The sequence below is a fragment of the Hydrogenophaga sp. genome (genome assembly GCF_026125825.1).
Taxonomy (GTDB): Bacteria; Pseudomonadota; Gammaproteobacteria; order Burkholderiales; family Burkholderiaceae_C; genus Hydrogenophaga.
On the sequence record NZ_JAHCKK010000032.1, the window covers coordinates 1 to 18,765 of the forward strand.

The window sequence follows — 18,765 nt, forward strand, 5'->3', positions numbered from 1 at the left end:
CTGCACCCGATCACCCACGCCATGCTGCGCTGGATGGCGCCGTTCATGAGCTTCACCGCCGAAGAAGCCTGGCCGGTGCTGGCCGGTGCCCAGAGCCGGGGCTCGATCTTCTTCGAGACCTACGCCCAGCTGCCCAGCGCCGATGAGGCGCTGCTGGCCAAGTGGGCGCGCCTGTGCGAGGTGCGCAACCTGGTCAACAAGGAGATCGAGACCTTGCGCGCGGCCGGTCAGGTGGGTGCCTCGCTGCAAGCCAACGTGCGCCTCACGGCACCGGCCGACGACCACGCCCTGCTGGCCTCGCTCGGTGAAGACCTGAAGTTCGCGCTGATCGTCTCGGCCGTGGACCTCGTGGCCGGCGACGAACTGTCGGTGCAGGTGGTGCCCTCTGGCGCCACCAAGTGCGAGCGCTGCTGGCACTACCGGGACGATGTGGGGACGGACACCGCCCACCCCACGCTGTGCGGGCGTTGCACCAGCAACCTGTTCGGCGCGGGCGAAGCGCGCACGGTGGCCTGATGTCGAGCAAAACCCCCAACAGCCACCTCTGGCCCTGGCTGGGCCTGGCGGCCGCCCTGCTGGTGGCCGACCAGCTCACCAAGCAGTGGATCCTCGCGGTGTACCAGCTGGGTGACAGCACGCCCGTCACCAGCTTCTTCAACCTCGTGCGCGTGCACAACACGGGCGCGGCATTCTCGTTCCTGGCGGGCGCGGGGGGCTGGCAGCGCTGGTTCTTCACCGCCGTGGGCGTGGGCGCTGCCGTCTTCATCGTCTGGATGCTGCGCTCGCACCCGGGCCAGAAGCTGTTCGCGTTCGCGCTGTCGTGCATCCTGGGCGGCGCCCTGGGCAACGTGATCGACCGGCTGTGGCATGGCTACGTGGTGGACTTCCTCGACTTCCACTGGTCCTTCCTGGCCGGCCTGTTCCCCGGCGGGCACTTTCCCTCGTTCAACCTGGCGGACATCGCGATTTCGGTCGGTGCCGCCACCCTGATCCTGGACGAGATCCTGCGCGTGCGCCGCCGCCGCTGAGGCACCGCGCGGCCCCGCGAGTCCGCACCGCCGACGGGGCTTCGCCCCGGGGCGTATAGTTTTGAGGTTCATGAAACATCTGTTGGACCTTCTGGCGGCCATCGCCCTGCTGGTTTGGGGCACCCACCTCGTGCGAGCCGGCGTGCTGCGCGTCTTTGGCAGCAACCTGCGGCAGTTCCTCGCCGCGAGCATGGGCAACCGCTTCACCGCCGCCCTCTCCGGCCTGGGCGTGACGGCCGTGGTGCAGTCCAGCACAGCCACCGCGCTCATCACCGCCTCCTTCGTCGGCCGCGGCCTGATCGCGCTGCCCGCCGCCCTGGCGGTGATGCTGGGGGCCGACGTCGGCACCAGCCTGATGGCGGTGGTGTTCTCCTTCGACCTGTCCTGGCTCTCGCCGCTCTTCATCTTCCTGGGCGTGACGCTGTTCATCTCGCGCCAGGGCACCCCCGTGGGCGACTTCGGCCGCGTGCTGATCGGCCTGGGCCTGATGCTGCTGGCCCTGCGGCTGATCTCGGCCGCCACCAGCGTGCTGACGCAGAACCCCGCCGTGCAATTGATGCTGGCCTCGCTCACCAGCGACCTGCTGCTGGAGATCCTTCTGGGCGCCGCGCTGGCCGTGGTGGCTTACTCCAGCCTCGCGGTGGTGCTGCTGGCGTCCTCGCTCGCACTGCAGGTGGTCGGGCTGGACGTGGCCCTGGGCATCGTGCTCGGCGCCAACCTGGGCAGCGGGATTCTGGCCGTGATCACCACGGCCAAGTCCGGCATCAGCACCCGCCAGGTGCCGCTGGGCAACCTGCTGTTCAAAGTGCTGGGCGTGGCCATCGCGATCTGGCTCATTCCCCTGTGGCTGCAGGTCATGCAGCCGCTGGTGCAGGACCCGGCCACGCTCACCGTGCTGTTCCACCTGAGCTTCAACCTCATGGTGGGCGCGGTCTTCATCGGCCTGACCAAGCCGGTGGCCCGCCTGGTCAACCGCCTGCTGCCGCTGAAGAAGGACAAGAGCCCGCTGGACCGGCCCAACCACCTCGACCCCTCGGCCCTGGCCACGCCCTCGCTGGCCATTTCCTGCGCCGCGCGCGAGGCCATGCACCAGGCCGATGTGGTGGAGACCATGCTGCGCGGCGTGGTCACCGTGATCCGCAACAACGACGCCAAGCTCTCGCAGGACCTGCGCAAGCTCGACGACACCGTCGACAACCTCTACTCGTCGATCAAGTACTACCTCACCAAGATCTCGCGCCAGCAACTCAGCGAGGCGGAAAGCCGGCGCTGGACCGACATCATCAGCTTCACCATCAACATGGAGCAGATCGGCGACACGGTCGAGCGCGTGCTGCTGGACATCGAGGACAAAAAGATCCGCAAGGGCCGCAGCTTCTCCGAAGCCGGCATGGCCGAGATCACCGAACTGCACGCGCGCCTGCTCGACAACCTGCGCCTGGGCATGAGCGTGTTCCTCAACGGCAACGTGCGCGATGCCCAGAAGCTGGTCGAAGAGAAAGTGCGATTTCGCGACATGGAGCGCGAGTACGCCGCCACCCACCTGGACCGGCTCTCGGGCATGACCCCGCAGAGCATGGACACGAGCTCGCTGCACCTGGACCTCATCAGCGACTTGAAGCGCATCAACTCGCACATCTGCTCGATCGCCTACCCCATTCTCGACAGCGCGGGCGTGCTGGCACCGAGCCGCCTGCGCGAGGCGACCCCGCCGTCGCACGCCAGCCGGCTCTGAGCGACCGCACGGCTGCAAGCCCGGGAGGGCTGTGCTACGCTGGCCCTCCGTTTTTGCGCCCGACACAGGAGACAACATGCCCGGACTGCTGCCCCACATCGACCCCGACGGTCTGCTCGAGTTCTCGGTCGTCTACACCGATCGCGCGCTCAACCACATGTCCAAACGCTTCCAGGGCGTGATGACCGACATTTCGGCCATGCTCAAGCGCGTCTATGGCGCCCACGCCGCCGTGCTGGTGCCGGGCAGCGGCACCTTCGGCATGGAATCGGTGGCGCGCCAGTTTGCGCACGGCCGACACGTGCTGGTCATCCGCAATGGCTGGTTCAGCTACCGCTGGACGCAGATCTTCGACATGGGCGGCATCCCCGCCAGCCACACCGTGCTCAAGGCCCGCCCAACGGGCGAAGGCGCCCAGGCCCCATGGGCGCCCGCGCCGATCGAAGAGGTGGTGGCCACCATCGCGCGCGAAAAGCCGGCCCTGGTGTTCGCACCGCACGTGGAGACCGCCGCCGGCATGATCCTGCCCGACGACTACCTCAAGGCCGTGGCCGATGCGGTGCACGCCGTGGGTGGGCTGTTCGTGCTTGACTGCATCGCCTCCGGCGCGATGTGGGTGGACATGAAAACCACCGGTGTCGACATCCTCATCTCGGCCCCGCAGAAGGGCTGGAGCAGCTCGCCCTGCTGCGCCATGGTGATGCTCAGCGAACGCGCCCGCGGCGCCATCGACGCCACCCAGAGCACCACCTTCGCCATGGACCTCAAGAAGTGGCTGCAGATCATGGAGACCTACGAAGGCGGCGGCCACGCGTACCACACCACCCTGCCCACCGATGCGCTGACGCGCCTGCGCGAGACCATGAAGGAAACCGAGGCCTACGGCTTCGAGCGCGTTCGGCAGGAACAGATCGCGTTGGGCGCGCAGGTGCGCGCCCTGCTCGTGCGCCACGGCTTTCCCAGCGTGGCCGCCAGCGGCTTCCAAGCGCCAGGCGTGGTGGTGAGTCACACCACCGACCCGGACATCCAGTCGAGCAAGAAATTCCTCGCGCAAGGCCTTCAGACCGCCGCCGGCGTGCCGTTGCAGTGCGACGAAGGCCCGGACTTCAAGACCTTCCGCATCGGGCTGTTCGGCCTGGACAAGTGGCACGACGTGCCGGCCACGCTGCGGCATCTGGAGCGGGCCCTGGCGGAGGTGGCCCCAAGGGTGGCCCAGCCCGCCTGAAACCCAGCGGCCTCGGCCGCTTTTTTTACGGCAACAGCACCGTGCAGCCGGTGGTGGCGCGCGCCTCCAGGCTCTTGTGCGCGGCCTGCACATCGGTGAGGGCAAAGCGCTGATCGATGCGCACCTTCACCTTGCCGCCCTCGACCACCGCGAACAGGTCATCGGCCATGGCCTGGGTGCGCTCGCGGCTGGTGATGTGGGCGAACAGGGTCTGGCGCGTCACATAGAGCGAGCCCTTGGTCGCCAGGATGCCAGGGGCAAACGGCGGCACGGGGCCCGAGGCATTGCCGAAGCTGGCCATCAGCCCGAAGGGGCGCAGGCAGTCCAGCGACTTGTCGAAGGTGTCCTTGCCCACCGAGTCGTAGACCACCTTCACGCCCTGGCCGTTGGTGATGTCCTTGACCCGGGCGGCGAAGTCCTCGGTGCGGTAGTTGATGGCATGCGCCGCGCCGTGTTCCAGCGCCAGCGCGCACTTCTCGTCGGAGCCTGCAGTGCCGATCAGCTGCAGACCGAGCGACTTGGCCCACTGGCAGGCGATCAGGCCCACGCCACCGGCCGCCGCGTGGAACAACACGAAATCACCCGCCTCCAGCCCCTCGACGGGGCGGCAGCGCTTGAGCAGGTACTGGGCGGTCAGGCCTTTGAGCATCATGGCCGCGCCGGTCTCGAAATCGATGGCATCGGGCAAGCGGCAGACGTTCATCGCCGGCATCACCCGTACATCGCAATAGCTGCCGGGCGGGTTGGCCGCGTAGGCCGTGCGGTCACCCGCCTTGAGGTGGGTCACGCCTTCGCCCACCGCCTCGATCACGCCCGCGCCCTCCATGCCCAGTGACAGGGGCATGGGGAAGGGGTACAGACCGGTGCGCTGGTACACGTCGATGAAATTCAGGCCGATGGCGTGGTGCCGGATGCGGACCTGGCCCGGCCCGGGTTCGCCCACGCTCACGGTATCGATCACCAGTTGTTCTGGGCCGCCCACGGCGTGGATGCGCACGGCGCGGCTGGTCTGCTCGCTCATCTCGGTTCTCCTCGGGTTTCTGAAACGGCCATGCTGCCACGAAACGCCCGCGGCGCGGGAGCCGCTTCGCATCACCCCCAGGCCATCGCCGGGCATGGGTGCACGGTTACAGTGCGGGCCATGCCCCAGAACGCCAGTGCCCGCCTCAGCCCCACCACCCTCCTGCTGCTTGTCGTTCCGCCCTTGATGTGGGCGGGCAACGCGGTGGTGGGCCGCATGATGCAGGGTGTGGTGCCCCCGGTCACGCTGAACTTCCTGCGCTGGACCCTGGCCTTTATGCTGCTGCTGCCGTTCGCCGGCCAGGTGCTGCGCCCGGGCCCCCAGGGCCTGTGGCCGCATTGGCGGCGCTTCGCCTTGCTGGGTCTGCTGGGCGTGGGCTGCTACAACGCCTTCCAGTACGTGGCCCTGAAGACCTCCACCCCCATGAACGTCACGCTGGTCGCGGCCAGCATGCCGGTGTGGATGCTGCTGCTGGGCCGCGTCTTCTACGGCGTGGCCGTCTCCCGGCGCGCGGCGCTGGGCGCCCTGCTCTCGCTCTGCGGTGTGGCGGTGGTGCTCTCGCACGGCGAGCTCGACCACCTGCTGGCCGTCAAGCTGGTGCCGGGCGATGGCTGGATGCTGCTGGCCTCGCTGCTCTGGGCCTGGTACAGCTGGCTGCTGGTGCGCCCCAGGCCCGGCACCGAGCCCGCGCACATCAAGGCCGACTGGGCCGCCTTCCTGCTTGCACAGATCGTCATGGGAGTGATGTGGTCCGGCCTGTTCGCCGCCGGCGAGTGGCTCACGCTGCCCGCGCTGGCCGAAGGGCAAGGCCACATCCAGTGGGGCTGGCCGCTGGCCGCCGCGCTGGTGTACGTGGCCGTGGGCCCCTCGCTCGTGGCCTACCGCTGCTGGGGTGCGGGCGTGGCGCGCGTGGGACCGGCCATGGCCTCGTTCTTCAACAACCTCACGCCGCTGTTCGCCGCCCTGCTCTCGGCCACCCTGCTGGGGGAGCCGCCCCGGCTCTACCATGCGCTCGGTTTCGTGCTGATCGTCGGCGGCATCCTGGTGTCGTCGCGCAGGTGATCTCTAGGCCAGCCTGAACGCCGCCACGGCCTGCACCAGCTGCTCGGCCTGCGACTTCAGGCTCTGCGCCGCAGCGGCGCTTTCCTCCACCAGCGCGGCGTTCTGCTGCGTGGCCTGGTCCATCTGCGTCACGGCCTCACCCACCTGCGATACGCCCTCGCTCTGCTCCCGGCTGGCCGCGCTGATCTCGCCCACGATGTCGGTCACACGGCGGATCGAACTCACCACCTCGCCCATGGTGCTGCCCGCGCGGTCCACCAGCGCCGTGCCCTGCTCCACCCGGTCCACGCTCACACCGATCAGGCCCTTGATCTCCTTGGCTGCGGCGGCGCTGCGCTGCGCCAGGCCGCGCACCTCGGCCGCCACCACGGCAAAGCCCCGGCCCTGATCGCCTGCGCGCGCGGCCTCCACCGCCGCATTCAGGGCCAGGATGTTGGTCTGGAAGGCGATGCCGTCGATCACACTGATGATGTCGGCGATCTGGCGGCTGCTGTCGTTGATGCCCTTCATCATGTCGACCACCCGCGCCACGGCCTCGCCGCCCTGCACCGCCACTTCAGAGGCGCCGATCGCCAGCTGGTTGGCCTGCTGCGCGTTCTCGGCATTGAGCTTCACGGTGGCGCTCAACTCTTCCATGGACGCGGCGGTTTCCTCCAGCGCCGACGCCTGCTGCTCGGTGCGCGCGGACAGGTCGTGGTTGCCCTGCGCCATCTGCGAACTGGCCGTGGCCACGCCCTGCGCGCTGCCGCGCACGCTGCCCACCACCCGCGTGAGTTCGGCCTGCATGGCCGACATGGCTTGCAACAGCTGGCCCATCTCGTCGCCGCCGCCTTGGGGCACGGCCTGGCTCAGGTCGCCAGCCGCCACCCGGGCTGCCACCGTGCGCGCCAGCGCCGCCGCACGCGTGATCGAGCGGCCGATCGCGAGGGCGAAGGCCACCCCTGCGCCCAGCAGCGCCGCGATGCTGCCCAGCACCCAGCCCAGCTCGCCCCGCTGCTCGGTGTAGCGGCGATCGATCTCCACGCCCAGTTCCTTTGTCGCGCGCTCGCTCAGGCCGTACATGCCGTCGATCGCGGTGGTGGTGGCCTTGAAGTAGTCGGCCGATGCGTACTGCAGCACGGGCGCTTCGATGATCTGCTCGCGCGCCAGCCTGAGCGCCGCTTCGAATTCCCCGCGCGCCTGCGCGTGCGAAGCCGCCAGGCGGGCCTGGAGGCTGGCGTCGTGCTCGAAGGCCTTCTCCAGGCTGACGTCGAGCTCGCGCGCCCCCACCCGCGCGCGCTCGACCAGGCTGGCGATCTGCGCCTTCTCCTCCGGCGTGGCCGACTGGCGCACCAGCAGCGCGGAGCCGCGCGCACGCGCCTGGCCCAGCATCTCGGTCAGGCGCGGCATCTGCTGCAGCGTGCCGATGACCAGGAAGTAGGTGGACTTGTCCGGGTCGGCGGTCAGCCCGAAGTGGTCCGACACGCGGTCGTTGAGTTCGATCAGGCCCGAGATCATCGCGGTGTGGCGCGCGAAGCTCTCCGGGCCGGAGACGCCGCGCGCGGCCACGGCCTGCGACAGCGACTGCCATTGCTCGGCCACCGCGCGCCAGTCGCGGCGGATGCGCGCGTCATCCACCCCGCTGGCCAGCAGCGCCTCGAAGCGCTGCACCGCCTGCAGCACCTCGGCCGCGCGCGCCTGGCGCTGGGGCTCTGCATCGGCCTTGCCACCGAGCACGGTGGCCGTCATGCCCCGGTGGATCTGCGCCAGGCGCACCACCTCCAGCAGCGAGCGCGAGGGCGCCAGGCCCTGGCGCTCGGCGTCGATGGCGGCAAGCCCACCCAGCGCGTCGCGCACATAAGCCGTCAAGGGCACAGCCACCAGCAGCGCGGCCATGAGGCCGAGCAGAAGGAGCTTGTGGGCCAGGCGCAGATTTCGAACCAGGGAAGACATGCGGGCCGATCGAAAGAGGGGTTGAACGTGGTCCCACTATCGACGGCCCTCCCCACAAGTTGAGGCATTCGCGCACGCCTTGTCCACGGCGATGCTCATCCCGCCAAACCGCATGGAAACGGTGCGGAAAATGCGCGTCGGTGGTGCGTTTTCACCGCCCCGGCACGCCCTCGCACAAGCCTGGTGCGACGGCGCCGCGAGGCCTCAGAAGGTGCCTGGGTAGGCGCCGCCGTCGGCCAACACGTTCTGGCCCGTCATGTAGCCCGCGTGCACGCTGCACAGGAAAGCGCAGATCGCACCGAACTCCTGCGGCTGGCCAAAGCGCTTGGCAGGGATGGTGCTGCGGCGCGATTCCATCACGGCCTCCAAGGGCTGGCCGGACTTGCTCGCGGCGCCGGCCAAGGTGGTCTTGAGGCGGTCCGTCTCGAACGCGCCAGGCAACAGGTTGTTGATGGTCACGCCCTGCGCGGCCAGCGGGCTGCGCGCGGTGCCCGCCACGAAGCCCGTGAGACCGCTGCGGGCGCCGTTGGACAGGCCCAGGATGCCAATGGGCGCCTTCACCGCGCCCGAGGTGATGTTGATGATGCGGCCGAAACCGCGCTGCGCCATGCCGTCCACCAACGCCTTGATGAGTTCGATCGGCGTGAGCATGTTGGCATCCAGCGCCTGGATCCAGTCGTCGCGATCCCAGGAGCGGAAATCGCCCGGCGGCGGACCACCTGCGTTGTTGATCAGGATGTCGAAAGCCTTGCCCGGCCCACCCGCCACCGACAGCGCGGCCGCGCGGCCTTCGGCTGCGGTGATGTCGGCGGCCACCCCCAGCACGCTCACACCGGGTGCCGCCGCCCGCAACGCGCTCACCGCCGCGTCGAGCGTGGCCGCGCCGCGCGCCACCAGCACCACGTTGACGCCTTCGGCCGCGAGCGCCTGCGCGCAGCCCAGGCCCAGCCCCTTGCTCGCGCCGCATACCAGCGCCCATTTGCCCTTGATGCCCAGATCCATGTGAGTTCTCCAGAAGTTATCTTTTCGGTGCCGAGCCAAAGCGCGTCACCAGGAACACGCCGCCGAGCACGAGCACCGTGCCCGCGACGATCCAGCGGTTGAAGGGTTCGTCCAGAATCACCACGCCCATCACGATGGTGGACATGGGACCGATCATCCCGGTCTGTGCCGACAGCCCGGCGCCGATGCGCTCGATCGCCATCATCACCATCATCACGGGAGCGAAGGTGCACAGCGTGGCATTGAGCAGCGAGAGCCAGATGACCTCGGGCGCCACGGCCGCCGCGCTCATGGGCCTGAGCAGCGCGAACTGCAACAGGCACAGCACGCAGGCCACGCTGGTGGCCAGGCCGACCAGCCGCATGGAGCCCAGCCGCTTCACAAGCTCGCCGCTGTACACGAGGTAGATCGCGTAGCTCACGGCGCTGGCGAACACCAGCGCCGCGCCCAGCCACGCGTCGGGCCCCTGGAAGCCAGCCTCGTGGCCGAACACGAGCAACACGCCCGCATAGCTCACGGCCATGGCCATGGCCTGCAGGCCGGTGATGCGCCGCTGGTAGAGCACCCAGCCCAGCACCAGCACCAGCGTGGGGTTGAGGTACAGGATCAGGCGCTCCAGGCTCGCGCTGACGTACTGCAGGCCCCAGAAGTCCAGAAAGCTCGCGAGGTAGTACCCGGTGAAGCCCAGGCCGGCCACGCCCACCCAGTCGCGCCGCGTCAGCGGCGCCGGCTTCGCGCCGCCAGGCCGGTGGCTGGCCCACCAGGCCAGCGCCAGGAACAGGGGCAGTGCGAACAGCATGCGGTACATGATGAGCGTGACCGCATCGACCCCATGGCGGTAGGCCAGCTTGACGATGATGGCCTTTCCGCTGAAGGCGATGGAGCCCGCGCTGGCCAGCAGCAGGCCGGTGGCCAGGTGGGGCGAGGGATGGGAAGTGGAAGGCACGGCGGGCATCCGGCCGATTATCCCGGCGCCGCGAAGGGCCGGCGGCACGCGGGGCTTCGTCTTTGGCGATGGCAGGCCGCGTGCCTCAGTCCGGCGCGCGGCGGCGCGGCTGCAGCACCACGACCAGCAGCAGCAAAATGGCCACCATCAGGAGCAGGGCCGACACCGGCCGCTCCAGGAACACGAACCAGTCGCCGCGAGAGAGTCTCAGCGTGCGGCGCAGCTGCTCTTCGAGGCCTGGGGCGAGCACAAAGCCCAGCAACAGCGCCACGCCCTCGCAGCCCAGGCGCTGGAGCAAGAAACCCAGCAGGCCCAGCCCCATGACCAGCCACACGCCCCAGCCGTGCGGCCCGAGCGCCAGCGCGCCCAGGCCCGCGGCCACCAGCAGGCCGGCCAGCAACGCGCGGCGCGGCACCCGCAGCACGCCCAGCAGCGCGGGTGCCCACCAGCGGGCCAGCGGCAGGTTGAGCAACAGCAGCAGCAGGTTGCCCACCCACATCGACACCAGCAAGCCCCAGAACAGCGCGGGCTGCACGCCCATGACCGAGGGACCGGGCTCGATGGCGTGCAACCCGAGCGCGCCCAGCAGCAGCGCCATCACGGCATTGGGCGGCAGACCCAGGGCGAGCATGGGCAGGTAGGCGGTCTGAGCGCCCGCGTTGTTGGCGGCCTCCGGCGCGGCCACGCCGCGCAGGTTGCCCTGGCCCAGCGGCGGCGTGCGCTGGCGCGAGACCACCACCTCCAGCCGGTACGCCGCCAGCGAAGACAGCAGCGCGCCACCCCCCGGCACCACACCGAGCACCGCACCCAGGGCCGTGCCGCGCAGCAAGGCCGGCAGCGCGTCCGCGAGTTCCTCGCGCGTGGGCCGCGTCGACAGGCCCGAGACCACCGGTGCGGCCGAGGGCGTGTCGCGCGCTGGCGCGGCAGGGGCCAGGGCGGAGAGGCCTGCCAGCTCGGCCGCCACCGGCGCGACCACGAAGAATCCCAGCGCCAGCGCAATGAAGCCCACGCCTTCGGTCAGGCCATGCTGGCGCCCCATCCAGGGCTCCAGTGCTTCGGGCACGAAGCGCGCGGTGCCGGTGTGCGCGTCCCAGCCCATCAGGCCGAGCAGCAGGCCCAGCACCGTCATGGCCAGCGCCTTGAGGAACGAGCCTGAGGCCAGCACCGTCGCGCCCACCAGCCCCACCACCAGCAGCAGGAAGCGCTCGGCCGCGCCGAACTGCAGGCCCAGCGACACCACCGCCGGCGCGAGCAGCGCCACCAGGGTGACGGCAAGGCAGCCAGCGGCAAACGAGCTGATGGTCGCCGTGGCCAGCGCCACGCCAGCGCGGCCCTGCAAGGCCATCGGATGCCCGTCGTGGCTGGTCATCACCGAAGAAGCCTCCCCGGGCTGGTCGAGCACGATGGCCGGCAGCGAGCCGCCGTATTGCGCGCCGTAATAGACCCCGGCGAGCACCAGCAGCGCGGGCAGCGAGGGCAGGCCCAGCGTGGCCGGCAGCAACAGCGCGATGGCAGCCACCGGCCCCAGGCCCGGCAGCACGCCGAACACGCTGCCCACCACCACGCCAAGCGCAATCAGGCCCAGCGCCTGCCAGCCCCACACCGCGGCCAGGCCCTGCGCCAGCGAATCCCACCAGGAAAAGTCCACCATGCCGTGCGATCCCGTGTCGTGCTCAGTGCATGGCGCGCGTGGGCCACACCGGCAGATCCAGCCCCAGGGGGCCCACCCACAGCGCGCACACCGCCGCCGACAGCGCGATGGCCCACAGCCACACGCGCCCGCTGGCGCCCTCAGGCTCGCCCGGCACGACCGCCAGCACCAGGCCCGCTGCGCCCGCCGCCAGGCCCAGCGTGGGCCAGCCGGTGAACCAGGTGCCGACCCACGGCCACTGCTCTGGCCCGCTGCAAAAGGCCAGCCACAGCAGACCACCGAGCAGGCGCAGCAAGGGCCGCCAGCCCCAGTGCCTCACGCGCCCGCCGCCCAGGGCCTCGAAGGTCAGCGCCTTGAACAGGATGAGCAGCCCCAGCAGCGCCAGCACGAGGCCGAGCAGCAGCGGCACGAAACCCGGGCCCATGTCGGCCGCGGAGCCCAGCGCATGGCGCGAGGCGGCCCAGCCGAAGCCAACGCCCAGGGCCAGGAACAGCAACCCGGCCAGAAAGTCCTGCAGGTTCTTGATCATGCGTCGCTGCGGTCGCGCCGGCGGCTTACTGCACGGGCGGCGTGCAGGCCAGCACTTCGTCCATGGTGGTCAGGCCCTCGGCCACGCGCGCCGCGCCCGCCAGGCGCAGCGGCCGCATGCCATCCTGCACGGCCTGGCGGCGCAGCGCATCGAGCACGGGCTCGCGGCTGACCTTGTCCTTGAAGGCCTCGGTGACCACCAGCAACTCGTACAGGCCCATGCGGCCGCGAAAGCCGGTCATGCGGCAGTCCACGCAGCCCACCGGCTGGTAGGGGCGGTAGCTGCCGCTGACCTGCCAGGGCTTGACCAGCTCGGTCAGGCTCGCCCGCGAGGCCGCGGTTTCGTCCTGGTCCTGCGGCCTGCGGCAGGCCGGGCACAGCGTGCGCACCAGGCGCTGCGCGAGCACGCCCAGCACGGTGGCATTGATGAGGTAGGGCGGGATGCCCAGCTCCATCAGCCGCATGATGGCCGAAGGCGCGTCGTTGGTGTGCAGCGTGGTGAACACCAGATGGCCGGTGAGCGCCGCCTGCACCGCCATTTCGGCGGTGGCCAGGTCGCGCACCTCGCCGACCATGATGATGTCCGGGTCCTGCCGCATCAGCGAGCGCAGACCCTGCGCGAAATCGAGATCGAGGTGCGGTTGCACCTGGGTCTGGTTGAAGGCCGGTTCGATCATCTCGATCGGGTCTTCCACCGTGCTTACGTTGACCTCTTCCGTGGCCAGGCGCTTGAGCGTGGCGTACAGCGTGGTGGTCTTGCCCGAACCCGTGGGCCCGGTCACCAGCACGATGCCGTGTGGCTGCCGCGTCAGGCTCTCCCAGCGCTGCGCGTCGTGCGCGGCGAAGCCCAGCGCGCCGAGGTCCTTCACCGTCGACTCGGGGTCGAAGATGCGCATGACCAGCTTTTCGCCGAACGCCGTGGGCAGCGTGGACAGCCGCATCTCCACCTCGTCACCGCGCGCGCCGCCCACGCCCGGGCGCAGGGTCTTGATGCGGCCATCCTGGGGGCGGCGGCGCTCGACCACGTCCATGCGGCCCAGCAGCTTGATGCGCGCGGTCATGGCGTTCATCACGCCAATGGGCATCTGGTAGACGGGATGCAGCACGCCATCGATGCGGAAGCGGATCACGCCCTGCTCGCGCCGCGGTTCGAGGTGGATGTCGCTGGCGCGCTGGTCGAAGGCGTACTGCCAGAGCCAGTCCACCACCTGCACCACGCCCTGGTCGTTGGCATCGAGCTGCTTGTTGGCCTTGCCCAGCTCCACCAGTTGCTCGAAGCTGCCGAAGCCGCCTGGCGCGCCGCTCTTGCTCGCCGCGCGCACCGACTTGGCCAGCGCGAAAAACTCGCCGGTGAAGCTCTTGATGGACTGCGGGCTGGAGAGCACCAGGCGCACGCTGCGCCGCGTCTGGCGCTCCACCTCGGGCACCCAGTCGCGGATATAAGGCTCGGCCGTGGCCACCACCACCTCGGTCGGGCTCACCAGCACCGGCAGCACCTTGTGGCGCTCGGCATAGGCCGCGCTCATCACGTCGGCCACCTTGCCCACATCGACCTTGAGCGGGTCAATGCGCATGTACTCCAGGCCGCTTCGCTTGGCGAGCCACTGTGCAAGCATCTCGACGTCGAGCACGTGCTGGTCGGCCATGCGCGCCATGCCCACCACCGCCAGCCTCTGCAGCGGGTGCTGCGAACTGTGGGCCGAGGCGCAGCGCGTGATGGTGCGCTCGGCCTCCTCGGCGGAGATCACGCCGTCCTCGCGCAACCAGCCGACCAGGCTGCGCCAGTCAAGCGGGCCATCGAATGCCATGGTCTTCTGCGGCGGTGACGTCGGCGAGGTCTTCATGCGTCGCTCAGGATACCGGTTTGAACAGCCGCAGCCACTTCACAGCGGGTAAACCCCAGCGCGCCTGCACCGCCTCGGCGCGGGCCAGCAGGGCCATGCGGGTGGGCCGCTCGGCGGTGCGCTGGGCCAGCACCACGGTGTTGCCCTCGCGCGTGGGCTTGAAGGCCCACACCGCATCGGCACCGAAGGCGGCGCAGAGGCTTTGCAGCGAGCGCTCGTAACTGGCGTCGCGGCCGAAGAGGTTGACGGTGAGGCAGCCGTCATCGGTCAACGCCGCGCGGCAGTCGGCGTAGAAGTCGGGGCTGTCGAGCACGGGTGCGGCGGCTTCGTGGTCGTAGAGGTCCACCTGCAAGGCGTCGTAGGCGCCCACGTGGTCGGCACGGCGGATCTCTTCGCCGGCGTCGGCCAGCAGCACGCGCAGGCGCGGCCCGTCGGCGGGCAGCTTGAACCACTGCCGGCACACCGCGACCACCTGGGGGTTGATTTCGATGGCCGTGGTGTCCATGCGCAGCTTCTTGAAGCAGAACTTGGTGAGCGCGGCCGAGCCCAGGCCCAGCTGCAGTGCGCGGCGTTTGGACACCGAGTCCGGCTCGACGAACAGCAGCCAGGCCATCATGCGCTGCACGTAGTCGAGTTCAATGTCGAACGGCGACTCCAGCAGCATCGAGCCCTGGATCCATTCGGTGCCCAGGTGCAGGAAGCGGACTTCGCTGTCTTCGGAGATGGTCACGTCCGGCAGGGTCTGTGCGGCGCGCCTTGCGCGCGCGGCGGCGTTGGCGCCGGCCTTCATGCCTTGCCCTCGCTGTCACGCGGGAAATGTTCGGAGGGGTGGGGGGAGTGCTGCATCTGGGTATCTGGCCTTGGGAGGACGATTATGAACACAGTGTCGGGATGCGTTTTTCTCCGGCGGCTCCCTGCGGTTCGCCCCGGGCCCGTGAGGTCATCCGAGAGAAATCAACCACCCACCCCATGCCGACGCAGCACCTCGGCCCAGGCCGCCAGCTTGCGATCAAAACTCCAGCTGGCATTCGCCGGGCTCGTGGAAGGCAGCCGGTACACCGGCACCCCCAGCTTCTGCGTTTGCCGCGCGTGCCGGAAACTCTCTCCTCCGTTGTGAGCAATCGCCTCCAGCAGCGGACACTCACGAAGCACCATCGAAAAATCGTTCAGCTCCGCATTCAGGATATCGGCGTCCAGACTGCCCTCGCGCTCGCAGGCCCCGTACACATCCCACACCCCCAGCCCGTGCTCGCGCAACGCCACCACCCGTTCCCCATACGGCATCGCGGGCAAGGGCAGCGCCCACAAAGCCCCCAGAATCTTCCAGAAATGGTTCTGCGGATGGCCGTAATACTGCTGCGCCCGCAAGGACGCCACACCAGGGAAACTGCCCAGCACCAGCACCCGCGTGTCCGGGCTCAGGATCGGCGCCAAACCCTCCAGCCGGCTCATGGCAAGGCACCCAGACGCGGCAAGGCCACCAGCGCGTTCGCGGTGCTGGCCTGCCTGAGCGCGTCCACCGACACACCACGCAAATCCGCCACCACCGTCCCGATGCGTGGCAGCTCCGCCGGACTGTTGATGCCCTGCGCACGACCCGCCTCGCGCTCGGCGGCCGTTACATACAGCCACTGCGGCGGAATGTCCGGCGCATCGGTTTCCATTACCAGGGCCGATAGAGGCAGTTCCGTCGCGAGCCGTCGCAGTTGGCGCGCGGGCTCGAAGGTGCACGCACCGCCGAAACCCAGCTTGAAACCCAGGTCGATGAAGGCTTGCGCCTGCTGCTCGCTGCCGTTGAAGGCATGGGCGATGCCGGCCACCGGCAACTCGCGCAGGTGCTTGAGCAAGCCATCGGCACTGCGCCGCACGTGCACGATCACCGGCAGGCCGTGCTTTCGCGCCAGCCGCAGTTGCGCGCGGTAGAAGACGGCCTGCCGCTCGCGCATCTCGGGGGTGCAGAGTTCGGGCACGAAAAAGTCCAGACCGATCTCGCCCACCGCCACCAGGCGGGGATCGTCGCGGTGTTCGGTGAGCGCGGCGTCCAGCGCCGTGAGGTCGTCCTCCGACGCCTGGGGCACGCACAGCGGATGAATGCCCAGCGCATAGGCGTCGCCCAACCGGTGCGCGAGCAGGCGCACGGTGTCGAAATTGAAGCGCGCCACGGCGGGAATGACGCAGCGGCCCACGCCGCGCTCGGCCGCGAGTGCGCGCAGGCTCAAAGCGAGGGCGTGGTCGGCGCCGAACTCGGGCGCATCCAGATGGCAGTGTGTGTCGATCCACATGGCGGTATAACGGCCATTGTGCCGGCAAGCGCCCGTGCACCGGCCCGCTCACAAGAATGCAAGCAAGAAAGGAAATCACCATGTCACACACCACGCGCCTCGGCTGGCTCGCCGTTCCCACGCTGCTGGTCCTCAGCGCCTGCGCCCTGCCCGGCGCGCCTGCGCCGGCGCCGCTGGTGGGCAGCGAATGGCAACTGGAAGACCTGGGCGGGCGCGGCGTGCTGGACCGCGTGCAGGCCACGCTCGCCTTCCCTGAGGCCGGCCGCGTGGCCGGCAACAGCTCGTGCAACCGCTTCTTCGGCTCATACACCCTGATGCAGGACCGCGTGGCCTTCGGCCAGCTGGGCGGCACGCGCATGGCCTGCCCCGAAGCCGTGAACGACCAGGAAATGCGCTATCTCGACGCGCTCCAGAAGGCGCAGCGACTGGAAGTGCAGGGCCGGACGATGCTGATGCACGTGCAGGGGCTGGACAAGCCGCTGCGCTTCACCCGCACGAAGCCCTGAGCCCGCACGCCGCGCCGCCGCGCGGGTCGCGGCCGGCAGCGGGTCGCCTCAGGTCAGCACGCCCGCGGTGAGCCGCAGCACGCGGGCGCAACGCGCGGCCAGGGCCTCGTCGTGCGTGACGACGATGAACGCCGTGCCCTGGTCGCGGGCCAGCGCCAGCATGAGCTGGAACACGCCTTCGGCGGTGCTTCGGTCCAGGTTGCCGGTGGGTTCGTCGGCCAGCACACAAGCCGGTTGCGTCACCAGCGCGCGCGCGATCGCCACGCGCTGGCGCTCGCCGCCGGAGAGCTCGGCCGGCCGGTGGTGCAGGCGCTCACCCAGGCCCACGCGCGCGAGCATCTGCTCGGCGCGTTGCGCCGCCTCGGCGCGCGGCAGGCGGCGGATCCACAGCGGCATCGCCACGTTGTCGCGCGCGCTGAACTCGGGCAACAGGTGGTGGAACTGGTAGACAAAGCCCAGGTGCTCGTTGCGCAGCGCGCCTTGCTGCGTGGCGCTCAGGCCCGAGAGCCGCTGCCCCATCAGTTCCACGCTGCCGCTGGTGGGCGCGTCCAGCCCACCCAGCAGGTGCAGCAAGGTGCTCTTGCCCGAACCCGATGCGCCCACGATGGCGACGGTCTCGCCCGCGCGCACCGTGAGATCGACGCCCGTGAGCACGGTCACGTCGAGCCGGCCTTCCTGGAAGCGCTTGGTCAGGCCCTGGGCCTGGAGAACGATGTCACTCATAGCGCAAGGCCTCGGCAGGGTTCACGCGGCTGGCGCGCCAGCTTGGGTAGATGGTGGCAAGGAAGGCCAGCACCAGCGAGATCAGCGCGACCGGCAGGATGTCGGTCTGCTGCGGGTCGCTGGGCATGCGGCTGATGAGGTAGATGTCCTGCGGCAGGAAGCTCGCGCCCAGCAGGCGCTCAAGCGCGGGCACCAGGGTGTCGATGTTGAAAGCCACGCCCAGGCCCAGCAGCAGGCCCGCGCCGGTGCCGATGATGCCCACCATGGCACCCTGCACCATGAACACCCCCATGATGCTCTGAGGGCTTGCACCCAGCGTGCGCAGGATGGCGATGTCGGCGCGCTTGTCGGTCACCGTCATCACCAGCGTGGACACGAGGTTGAACGCGGCCACGGCCACGATCAGCGTGAGGATGATGAACATCATGCGTTTCTCGAGCTGCACGGCCGCGAACCAGGTGCGGTTCTGGCGCGTCCAGTCGCGCACCAGCAGGCCGGGGTCGAGGTCGGAGGCGATGGACAGGGCCACCTCGCGCGCCTGGTGCAGGTTCTTGATCTTCACGCGCACACCCGTGGGGCCTTCCACGCGGAAGATGCGCGCGGCGTCGTCCTGGTGCAGCAGGGCCAGGGCCGAGTCGTACTCGAAGTGGCCCGAATCGAAGGTGCCCACCACCGTCATCTGGCGGATGCGCGGCACCACGCCGGCTGGCGTGACCTGCCCATTGGGCGCGATCAGCGTCACGCTGTCGCCCGCGATCACGCCCAGGCTGCGCGCCAGCTCGCCGCCGAGGATCACGCCGAACTCGCCGGGCACGAGGCGCGGCAGCATGGTGTCGGCCAGCTCCGCCGCCAGATCGGTCACCTTCGGTTCGAGCGCGGGGTCGATGCCGCGCACCAGCGCGCCTTTTATGTCCTCGCCGCGCGCGATCAGCGCCTGCGCCCCCACGAACGGCGCCGCGCCCACCACCTCGGGATGGCGCTCGATGCGGGCCAGCGTGTCGGCCAGGTTGGGGATCGCCTGGCCGCTGGGCTCGAACACCTCGATGTGCGAGAGCACCCCGAGCATGCGATCGCGCACCTCCTTCTGGAAGCCGTTCATCACCGAGAGCACGATGATGAGCGCGGCCACGCCCAGCGCGATGCCCAGCATGGACACGCCCGAGATGAAGGAGATGAAGCCGTTGCGACGGGTGGCGCGGCCAGCGCGGGTGTAGCGCCAGCCCAGGATGAGTTCGTAAGGGGTTTGCATGCAATAGGAGGTGGGATGCAGCGGGCATTGT

General features: G+C 69.6%; 18 protein-coding genes. 6 read left to right on the forward strand and 12 right to left on the reverse strand.

Annotation, left to right across the window (positions count from 1 at the left end; translation table 11 throughout):
* From KIT86_RS12275 to KIT86_RS12290, 4 genes are all read left to right on the forward strand, one after another.
* Window positions 1-516, forward strand: a 516-nt coding sequence (locus tag KIT86_RS12275) for a class I tRNA ligase family protein (RefSeq protein ID WP_297398713.1), incomplete at its 5' end; no start/stop codon positions are given.
* Window positions 516-1,028 carry a signal peptidase II gene (gene lspA, locus KIT86_RS12280; protein WP_297398715.1) on the forward strand — a complete coding sequence of 171 codons (513 nt, stop codon included), beginning with the start codon at window positions 516-518 and terminating at the stop codon, window positions 1,026-1,028. The genes KIT86_RS12275 and lspA, both read left to right, overlap by 1 nt.
* 70 nt (window positions 1,029-1,098) lie before the next feature.
* Complete coding sequence (locus KIT86_RS12285) at window positions 1,099-2,763, forward strand: Na/Pi cotransporter family protein (protein WP_297398718.1); 1,665 nt, start codon at window positions 1,099-1,101, stop codon at window positions 2,761-2,763.
* A gap of 76 nt (window positions 2,764-2,839) precedes the next feature.
* Complete coding sequence (locus tag KIT86_RS12290) at window positions 2,840-3,988, forward strand: aminotransferase class V-fold PLP-dependent enzyme (protein WP_297398719.1); 1,149 nt, start codon at window positions 2,840-2,842, stop codon at window positions 3,986-3,988.
* Window positions 3,989-4,013: 25 nt separating this feature from the next.
* On the opposite strand, the gene KIT86_RS12295 is transcribed toward KIT86_RS12290, so the two are convergent.
* Window positions 4,014-5,009 (reverse strand): quinone oxidoreductase, encoded by a 996-nt coding sequence (locus tag KIT86_RS12295; protein WP_297398721.1) that lies wholly within the window; start codon window positions 5,007-5,009, stop codon window positions 4,014-4,016.
* A 120-nt stretch (window positions 5,010-5,129) separates the two neighbouring features.
* On the opposite strand from KIT86_RS12295, the gene KIT86_RS12300 reads away from it, so the two are divergent.
* Complete coding sequence (locus KIT86_RS12300; protein ID WP_297398723.1) at window positions 5,130-6,071, forward strand: DMT family transporter; 942 nt, start codon at window positions 5,130-5,132, stop codon at window positions 6,069-6,071.
* A 3-nt stretch (window positions 6,072-6,074) separates the two neighbouring features.
* Here KIT86_RS12300 and KIT86_RS12305 read toward each other — a convergent pair whose 3' ends face one another.
* From KIT86_RS12305 to KIT86_RS12345, 9 genes are all read right to left on the reverse strand, one after another.
* Window positions 6,075-8,003, reverse strand: a complete 1,929-nt coding sequence (locus tag KIT86_RS12305; RefSeq protein ID WP_297398725.1) for a methyl-accepting chemotaxis protein — start codon at window positions 8,001-8,003, stop codon at window positions 6,075-6,077.
* A gap of 204 nt (window positions 8,004-8,207) precedes the next feature.
* Entirely contained in the window at window positions 8,208-9,005 is a 798-nt protein-coding gene (locus KIT86_RS12310) for an SDR family oxidoreductase (protein ID WP_297398727.1), read from the reverse strand.
* A gap of 16 nt (window positions 9,006-9,021) precedes the next feature.
* A complete protein-coding gene (locus KIT86_RS12315) occupies window positions 9,022-9,951 on the reverse strand; it encodes a DMT family transporter (protein ID WP_297398729.1) in 930 nt (309 codons plus the stop codon).
* Between the two features lie 85 nt (window positions 9,952-10,036).
* Window positions 10,037-11,602 carry a tripartite tricarboxylate transporter permease gene (locus tag KIT86_RS12320; RefSeq protein WP_297398731.1) on the reverse strand — a complete coding sequence of 522 codons (1,566 nt, stop codon included), beginning with the start codon at window positions 11,600-11,602 and terminating at the stop codon, window positions 10,037-10,039.
* Window positions 11,603-11,624: 22 nt separating this feature from the next.
* Entirely contained in the window at window positions 11,625-12,131 is a 507-nt protein-coding gene (locus KIT86_RS12325; protein WP_297398733.1) for a tripartite tricarboxylate transporter TctB family protein, read from the reverse strand.
* A 25-nt stretch (window positions 12,132-12,156) separates the two neighbouring features.
* Window positions 12,157-13,974, reverse strand: coding sequence for a GspE/PulE family protein (locus tag KIT86_RS12330; protein ID WP_297398735.1), 1,818 nt, complete (start codon window positions 13,972-13,974; stop codon window positions 12,157-12,159).
* A 7-nt stretch (window positions 13,975-13,981) separates the two neighbouring features.
* A complete protein-coding gene (locus KIT86_RS12335; RefSeq protein ID WP_297398737.1) occupies window positions 13,982-14,764 on the reverse strand; it encodes a spermidine synthase in 783 nt (260 codons plus the stop codon).
* Window positions 14,765-14,928: 164 nt separating this feature from the next.
* Window positions 14,929-15,426: a DNA-deoxyinosine glycosylase gene (locus KIT86_RS12340; protein ID WP_297398739.1), complete on the reverse strand. Its 498-nt coding sequence runs from the start codon at window positions 15,424-15,426 to the stop codon at window positions 14,929-14,931.
* Window positions 15,423-16,256 (reverse strand): TatD family hydrolase, encoded by an 834-nt coding sequence (locus KIT86_RS12345; RefSeq protein WP_297398741.1) that lies wholly within the window; start codon window positions 16,254-16,256, stop codon window positions 15,423-15,425. The genes KIT86_RS12340 and KIT86_RS12345 overlap by 4 nt, the downstream gene beginning before the upstream one ends.
* Window positions 16,257-16,336: 80 nt before the next feature.
* Between KIT86_RS12345 and KIT86_RS12350 the strand changes: the two genes are divergently transcribed.
* Window positions 16,337-16,762: an META domain-containing protein gene (locus tag KIT86_RS12350; protein WP_297398743.1), complete on the forward strand. Its 426-nt coding sequence runs from the start codon at window positions 16,337-16,339 to the stop codon at window positions 16,760-16,762.
* A gap of 48 nt (window positions 16,763-16,810) precedes the next feature.
* On the opposite strand, the gene lolD is transcribed toward KIT86_RS12350, so the two are convergent.
* Window positions 16,811-17,485 (reverse strand): lipoprotein-releasing ABC transporter ATP-binding protein LolD, encoded by a 675-nt coding sequence (gene lolD, locus KIT86_RS12355; RefSeq protein WP_297398745.1) that lies wholly within the window; start codon window positions 17,483-17,485, stop codon window positions 16,811-16,813.
* Window positions 17,478-18,734 (reverse strand): lipoprotein-releasing ABC transporter permease subunit, encoded by a 1,257-nt coding sequence (locus KIT86_RS12360; RefSeq protein WP_297398747.1) that lies wholly within the window; start codon window positions 18,732-18,734, stop codon window positions 17,478-17,480. Before KIT86_RS12360 ends, lolD begins: the two co-directional genes overlap by 8 nt.
* Window positions 18,735-18,765 lie beyond the last annotated feature (31 nt).

Coding starts and splice junctions, on each gene's coding strand:
- KIT86_RS12295 (WP_297398721.1), bottom strand. CDS start 5,009: ATGAGCGAGCAGACCAGCCGCGCCGTGCGCATCCACGCCGTGGGCGGC.
- KIT86_RS12285 (WP_297398718.1), top strand. CDS start 1,099: ATGAAACATCTGTTGGACCTTCTGGCGGCCATCGCCCTGCTGGTTTGG.
- KIT86_RS12350 (WP_297398743.1), top strand. CDS start 16,337: ATGTCACACACCACGCGCCTCGGCTGGCTCGCCGTTCCCACGCTGCTG.
- KIT86_RS12305 (WP_297398725.1), bottom strand. CDS start 8,003: ATGTCTTCCCTGGTTCGAAATCTGCGCCTGGCCCACAAGCTCCTTCTG.
- KIT86_RS12340 (WP_297398739.1), bottom strand. CDS start 15,426: ATGAGCCGGCTGGAGGGTTTGGCGCCGATCCTGAGCCCGGACACGCGG.
- KIT86_RS12325 (WP_297398733.1), bottom strand. CDS start 12,131: ATGATCAAGAACCTGCAGGACTTTCTGGCCGGGTTGCTGTTCCTGGCC.
- KIT86_RS12360 (WP_297398747.1), bottom strand. CDS start 18,734: ATGCAAACCCCTTACGAACTCATCCTGGGCTGGCGCTACACCCGCGCT.
- KIT86_RS12330 (WP_297398735.1), bottom strand. CDS start 13,974: ATGAAGACCTCGCCGACGTCACCGCCGCAGAAGACCATGGCATTCGAT.
- KIT86_RS12335 (WP_297398737.1), bottom strand. CDS start 14,764: ATGAAGGCCGGCGCCAACGCCGCCGCGCGCGCAAGGCGCGCCGCACAG.
- KIT86_RS12320 (WP_297398731.1), bottom strand. CDS start 11,602: ATGGTGGACTTTTCCTGGTGGGATTCGCTGGCGCAGGGCCTGGCCGCG.
- KIT86_RS12345 (WP_297398741.1), bottom strand. CDS start 16,256: ATGTGGATCGACACACACTGCCATCTGGATGCGCCCGAGTTCGGCGCC.
- lolD (WP_297398745.1), bottom strand. CDS start 17,485: ATGAGTGACATCGTTCTCCAGGCCCAGGGCCTGACCAAGCGCTTCCAG.
- KIT86_RS12310 (WP_297398727.1), bottom strand. CDS start 9,005: ATGGATCTGGGCATCAAGGGCAAATGGGCGCTGGTATGCGGCGCGAGC.
- KIT86_RS12290 (WP_297398719.1), top strand. CDS start 2,840: ATGCCCGGACTGCTGCCCCACATCGACCCCGACGGTCTGCTCGAGTTC.
- KIT86_RS12300 (WP_297398723.1), top strand. CDS start 5,130: ATGCCCCAGAACGCCAGTGCCCGCCTCAGCCCCACCACCCTCCTGCTG.
- lspA (WP_297398715.1), top strand. CDS start 516: ATGTCGAGCAAAACCCCCAACAGCCACCTCTGGCCCTGGCTGGGCCTG.